The organism is Pseudoalteromonas sp. S3260, from assembly GCF_005886925.1.
GTDB lineage: Bacteria > Pseudomonadota > Gammaproteobacteria > Enterobacterales > Alteromonadaceae > Pseudoalteromonas > Pseudoalteromonas tetraodonis.
Genome location: NZ_PNCV01000139.1, coordinates 1 through 5,469 on the forward strand (window position 1 = coordinate 1; position 5,469 = coordinate 5,469).

Below are 5,469 nucleotides of genomic sequence, written 5' to 3' on the forward strand. Positions count from 1 at the left end.
GAACCTCGAACCTCGAACCTTATTCTTTACAAATACTCAAACACTTTAATAACGCGCTCTACGCCAGAGATATTACGGGCAATATTAACGGCTTGGTTTGCTTCAGCGTCAGACACTAGCCCCATTAAGTATACTTCGGCATTTTCAGTCACTACTTTTATATTATTACTGCTGATGTTTTCAGCCGCTAAAAGCTGCGCTTTTACTTTTGAGGTTAACCATGAGTCGTGAGTTTGCGTGGTGATACCAATATTAGAGCCAATGCGTAGTTGGTTGTGAATTTTACGAATGCCAGATAGGTTCTCAATGGTTTTAAACGCTTGGTTTTTCATTTCTTGGTTAGGAACTTGCCCTACCATTAAAACCACGCCATTAACGCTTATAACGCTGATATGAGCAAACTTATTAAGACGTTCATCTTCACTAATAGCAATGCTGGCTTTTATTTCAATGTTGTTGTCGTCTATTTGCGAGCCAATGGTTCGTCTATCGTTTGCTGCAGTAACAGCACTGGCTGTGCCGGCCACTACAGCAGCAGCACAACCTTGTAATAACACAACGGTGCCTAAAATAATCAGGGAGCGTTTAAACATAATTTTCATCCTGCGGGAAAAGAGTTAAATCTACCAATTCACTTAAACAGTGAAGGTTAACTAAATGCGATTCAATAATGCGACTAGGGCGTTTAGACGGTGTACGTATTTCTACATCGTTGTGCCCAAGTAAGCCAACGAGTTCGCCGCCATCATCACCTACCATTACTATGACCTTCATATCTTTGGTTAGTGCCGCTTCTACTGCAGAAATTATATGTTTTTCATTACCATTAATTGCTAATGCAAGGAGCAAATCACCTTGCTGAGCAAAGGCACGTACTTGGCGCGCAAAGGTATCGTGGTCATCTATTTGATGGCCTTGACCTAGGTTAATATTTTCTTGGGAGAGAGCGATTGCAGGTAAGCAAGGGCGCTCTGTTTCGTAAAAGTTTACTAATACGCCAGCCATGTGTTGTGCCAACATGTGGCAGTTTGCTGTGCCGCAACATATCAGTTTATTACCATTGATCAGGCTTTGTGCAATGGTGAATGCCGCTGACTCTAACGCGCTTGGCAACACTTCGCCTGCTGCAATTTGAACTTGAATACTTTCTTTAAAAATTTCTTTTATTGTGTCTTGCATGGATTACCAACAATTAATATCTAATTCTGTGTGAGCTCACACCCGATTTATTAAGGATGATGATTTTTAGAAGCAGCTTGTTAATTTTTAACTACGCATTATGCATTTAGCTGTTGTAATAATTGCTCACTCATTTGTATGTGCTCGGTATTAAAATACGTTTTTTAGCCAGTTTATGTGTAGTGATGGCTCGCCTGTTATAGCAACATAATCAATACGTAATGGCTGATTTTTTAAATTTTTAGCCGCGAGGTAATGATAAATAGCTCGTCTTAATTTTGCTTGCTTTTGCGGGCTTAAAGCATAATTAGCGCCGCCTTTTATATTATTTTTACGAAACTTAACCTCAACAAACACTAAGGTGTCACCGTCTTTCATAATGACATCAAGTTCGCCATAGGGGCAGTAGTAATTACGCTCAATCGCTTTTAAGCCTTGTGCTTCTAAATACTTTTGCGCTTGGCGCTCATAATACTGGCCTTTTTCACGACTATTTTGCCACAGCTGTTTAAACCACGACATGTCGACCCCTTAGTTAATTATGGTTATGCCATCGTTAGCTGATTGCATAAATAGCGGTACAGGGCGTTGTGTTTTTAACTCCACCGGTTTTATTCGGCGGTTGCTGTACTGAGCCCATTGCAGTGAACGTTCAATATCACCGGCACTATTAATCGACAATTTACCGCTCAACCCTGAAAAGTATTTATCGGGTGTAACACTCAATTGTCTAATATCGTTAAGCATGGTGACGGAATCATAAGCCATCGCAAATAAACGTTGGCTTATATCGGCTTGTTCAGGCCATAAATCATTGTATTGCTGACGCAGATTATGTTGCTTAATTTGTGAGTCTAACATCCAAGGCAGTTCAGTAAAGTAGAGTCCGTCTAAATCGCCTTTATCAGTGGTATCTATTTGCTTACTGTGGCTTTTAGAGCTGGCGTAAATAGGAATTCTATCGGCAAAGGTACTCACATTAACATCAAGGTAAGGCTTAATTAATCGGGTTTCAATGGCGTCGCCGAGTATGTAGATGGCATCAATATCTCCACGTGAGCGTGTTTCGCTTTCAACTTCTTTATTAAAAAGTGCTTTAACAGATTTAATACGTTCTTTTGACTTATCAACTTCTAGCAAGCTAGTAATGGTATTGGGCATATCTTTATTGTCGTTGTAAAAGCCCACTTGTGTGGTTGTTTCACTATAGCGTTGCCACTGCAGATTAAAGTAGTCAACTAAGCGCTGGCCATTGGTATTATTTGGCGCTAGCAACATCGGCTTTTGATAACCCTGTGCTAAAAAGTGCTCTAGCGTTTGCTGTACTTCATGTTCAGGATTAAGCGCAAAAAAGTAATGTTGCAGCGAGGTTCTTTCGCCATCAAAGGTATTTAAATGTAAGGTGGGTATATCGAGTAATGTATTGGTATTAGCGAGCTTATCTATATTGGCTTTTAATAGTGGACCAATAACAAAGTCAGGCTGTAACTGAGAAATTTGTGCGCTCAACGCTTCTGTTTCAGTGTTTTCATCTATAAACAGTGTTTCGTTGATCTCTTTTTTATCAAGCGCTGCCAATATACCGGCTTTTAAGGCATCCCCAAGGCGCTTATTAGCACCTGACTGAGGCAGTAAAACAACCAAACGCTCAATATTAATTGGCGCTAATTCATTAGCATACGTTTCTTGTTTTGGCAGTACATTGTTACCAGGATGCCCAAGGTAACGGCGGCGCCAATTATTAATGGCTTGGTCTAAATCAACCGAGCTGTTGGCGTAAACTTGATGATACAAAGCTAAGTTAACCCAACCTTGTTGGATCACAGAACCACGGTTAAATCGTTCTAATGCGTAAGATGAGAGTTGCTTTAAATTTTTCCAAAGTGCATCACTAAGCTGAGGAATTGAAATAGTGTTTTTAGTTGCAGATTCTGACGCCGCAAAAAAATAGGGTGCAGCACGTTTTGGCAAGTTTTGAGAAGCAAAAATGCTGGCAGTTAAAAATTGGTGCCAGGCAAAATGTTCGGGTTGCTTGAGTTGTCCCTCAAGTGAGTTTAATACTTCAAGTGCTTGCTGGTTTTTATTCTGCTCTTTTTGTGCAAAGGCAATATATAAACGGTTTTGAATTTGATCAACACTGGCAGTAAGTGCAAGTTCGCTACATATTGTTTCGAGTAGCGGCCAGTTTTCTTCAGTAATGGCGCTATCACGGGCACTATAAAGCAGTTGAATTTTATCTGCACCAAAACGGTTTTGCGCTAATTGATAAATCGATTGCGCGTTCAGTGCTTCATTTTTCAGCGTATTGGCACTGCTATTTAAGTTATCGCTGGTTTTAGTTGGTTTTTCGGTTGTGCTACACGCCGATAACCCTGACAATATAATTAATAGACTAACTAGTTTAAGTCGCACAATGATTTCCCATACGTTAACGCGATTTGCTTATATTACTGACTGACGCAGGAGACCTCAATGTTAAATGAGGAGAATTCACAGAAAATTGGCACTCTTTACGTTGTTGCCACCCCAATCGGCAATTATGACGACTTAAGTCAGCGTGCAATCGCGACATTATCGCAGGTTGACTTAATCGCTGCTGAAGACACTCGCCATACTGGCAAGCTACTCAGCCACTTTGGTATTAAGGCTAAAACCTTTGCGTTACATGACCATAATGAAAAGCAAAAAGCGCAGCAAATTATCGACCAACTTAATCAAGGGTTAAATATTGCATTAGTATCCGATGCCGGCACGCCGCTTATAAGCGACCCTGGTTATGCCGTTGTTAATTTATGCCGTGAGCAGGGCGCACTTGTAACACCTGTACCTGGTGCATGCGCTGCTATTACGGCGGTATGTTGTTCAGGGCTGCCAACCGACCGTTTTCAGTTTGTTGGCTTTACGCCCGCTAAAAGTAAAGCGCGCCAAGACTTTTTTATTGATGCAGTTAACTCAAGCATCACCAGCATTATGTATGAAAGTACCCACCGTATTATGGCAAGCTTAGACGATTTAGAAGCAGCGCTAGGTAGTGAGCAGCAAGTGGTATTTGCCAAAGAGCTCACTAAAACATTTGAAACCTTTTTTAATGGCACAGTGACTGAGTTAAAGCAGTTTTTAACTGACGATCCTACTAAACAGCGCGGTGAAATAGTACTCATGCTGCCGGGTAAACCTAAGGTAGTTGACGATATTCCACCAGAAGCTCGTAAAATGTTAGCGTTACTCGAAAACGAAATGCCAATGAAAAAAGCCTGTGGTGTAGTAGCCGATTACTTCGGTATGAAGAAAAACGCGCTTTATAAAACAATTATTGAAGAAAAACAGTAAATGTTTACTGCGTAGTGTTGTGCTCTCATGTATACTGCGCGCCGAGTTAGCCAAGATAATCGCTGCCTGCAACGAAAATGCGCAGGGGGAGGAAAGTCCGGGCTCCACAGGGCAGAGTGCCAGTTAACGGCTGGGGGGCGTGAGCCCACGACAAGTGCAGCAGAGAGAAGACCGCCAATCTTCGGATTGGTAAGGGTGAAAGGGTGCGGTAAGAGCGCACCGGGCCGCTAGTAATAGTCGGTTGCAAGGTAAACTCCACTCGGAGCAAGACCAAATAGGGTTCCTTATGGCGTGGCCCACGTTGGAACCGGGTAGGTTGCTTGAGCCATAGAGCGATTTATGGCCTAGACGAATGATTATCACTTTCTTCGGAAAGGACAGAACCCGGCTTACCGGCTGACTCACTCATTCAATAAAAAAGCCCGCAGTTAACGCTGCGGGCTTTTTTGTGTTTGGAATATGCCGTCAGCCGTCAGCGAGCGGCGGGTGACGGGCTGCGAGAAGCGGGTGACGGGTTGCGGGCGACGGGCTGCGAGAAGCGGGTTAAGGTTGATTGATGTAGCAGCGGGTTTATTCCGCGTCTGGTTAAAGACAAAGGTTCTAGGTTCTAGGTATTAGGTTTTAGGTAGAGATTAAGCCAAGCACGGTGTTTGGGTTCACGGCAGCGGGCGACGAGCTGCGAGAAGCGGGTTAAGGTTGATTGATGTAGCAGCGGGTTTATCCCGCGTCTGGTTAAAGACAAAGGTGCTAGGTTCTAGGTTTTAGGTTTTGGTAGAGATTAAGCCAAGCACGGTGTTTGGGTTCACGGCAGCGGGCGACGAGCTGCGAGAAGCGGGTTAAGGTTGATTGATCGGAAGAGCGCACGGCGGCCCTCCGGGCACCGGCTAAGCTGGCGGATGCGGGCTGCTGCGTGTTATAAATAAGGTGGGGCGTGGGCGGGGGGGGGGGGTGGGGGTCTGG

Annotated in this window: 5 protein-coding genes and 1 other RNA gene; 2 read left to right on the forward strand and 4 right to left on the reverse strand. The window is 43.4% G+C overall.

All coding sequences use genetic code 11. The annotated features are described in order from the left end of the window. Window positions 1–26: 26 nt before the first annotated feature. The 4 genes from dolP to CWC14_RS16885 all read right to left on the reverse strand — a co-directional run bounded on the left by dolP (window position 27) and on the right by CWC14_RS16885 (window position 3,591). A complete protein-coding gene (dolP, locus tag CWC14_RS16870) occupies window positions 27–593 on the reverse strand; it encodes a division/outer membrane stress-associated lipid-binding lipoprotein (RefSeq protein WP_013464043.1) in 567 nt (188 codons plus the stop codon). Then, complete coding sequence (locus CWC14_RS16875) at window positions 586–1,179, reverse strand: SIS domain-containing protein (RefSeq protein WP_013464044.1); 594 nt, start codon at window positions 1,177–1,179, stop codon at window positions 586–588. Before CWC14_RS16875 ends, dolP begins: the two co-directional genes overlap by 8 nt. A gap of 150 nt (window positions 1,180–1,329) precedes the next feature. Further along, the gene (locus tag CWC14_RS16880; RefSeq protein ID WP_013464045.1) at window positions 1,330–1,701 is read right to left on the reverse strand and encodes a YraN family protein; all 372 of its coding nucleotides are present in this window, start codon (window positions 1,699–1,701) and stop codon (window positions 1,330–1,332) included. Window positions 1,702–1,710: 9 nt separating this feature from the next. Beyond that, window positions 1,711–3,591, reverse strand: coding sequence for a penicillin-binding protein activator (locus CWC14_RS16885; RefSeq protein ID WP_013464046.1), 1,881 nt, complete (start codon window positions 3,589–3,591; stop codon window positions 1,711–1,713). Between the two features lie 60 nt (window positions 3,592–3,651). Between CWC14_RS16885 and rsmI the strand changes: the two genes are divergently transcribed. Together rsmI and rnpB are read left to right on the forward strand one after the other, a co-directional pair. Continuing rightward, window positions 3,652–4,509 (forward strand): 16S rRNA (cytidine(1402)-2'-O)-methyltransferase, encoded by an 858-nt coding sequence (gene rsmI / locus CWC14_RS16890; protein WP_024601335.1) that lies wholly within the window; start codon window positions 3,652–3,654, stop codon window positions 4,507–4,509. A 42-nt stretch (window positions 4,510–4,551) separates the two neighbouring features. Next, window positions 4,552–4,917, forward strand: an RNA gene (gene rnpB / locus CWC14_RS16895) — RNase P RNA component class A. The last annotated feature ends 552 nt before the right edge of the window (window positions 4,918–5,469 follow it).

Bases quoted from the DNA above. Each gene is read 5' to 3' on its own strand.
- rsmI (WP_024601335.1), top strand. From the start codon at position 3,652: ATGTTAAATGAGGAGAATTCACAGAAAATTGGCACTCTTTACGTTGTT.
- CWC14_RS16875 (WP_013464044.1), bottom strand. From the start codon at position 1,179: ATGCAAGACACAATAAAAGAAATTTTTAAAGAAAGTATTCAAGTTCAA.
- dolP (WP_013464043.1), bottom strand. From the start codon at position 593: ATGTTTAAACGCTCCCTGATTATTTTAGGCACCGTTGTGTTATTACAA.
- CWC14_RS16880 (WP_013464045.1), bottom strand. From the start codon at position 1,701: ATGTCGTGGTTTAAACAGCTGTGGCAAAATAGTCGTGAAAAAGGCCAG.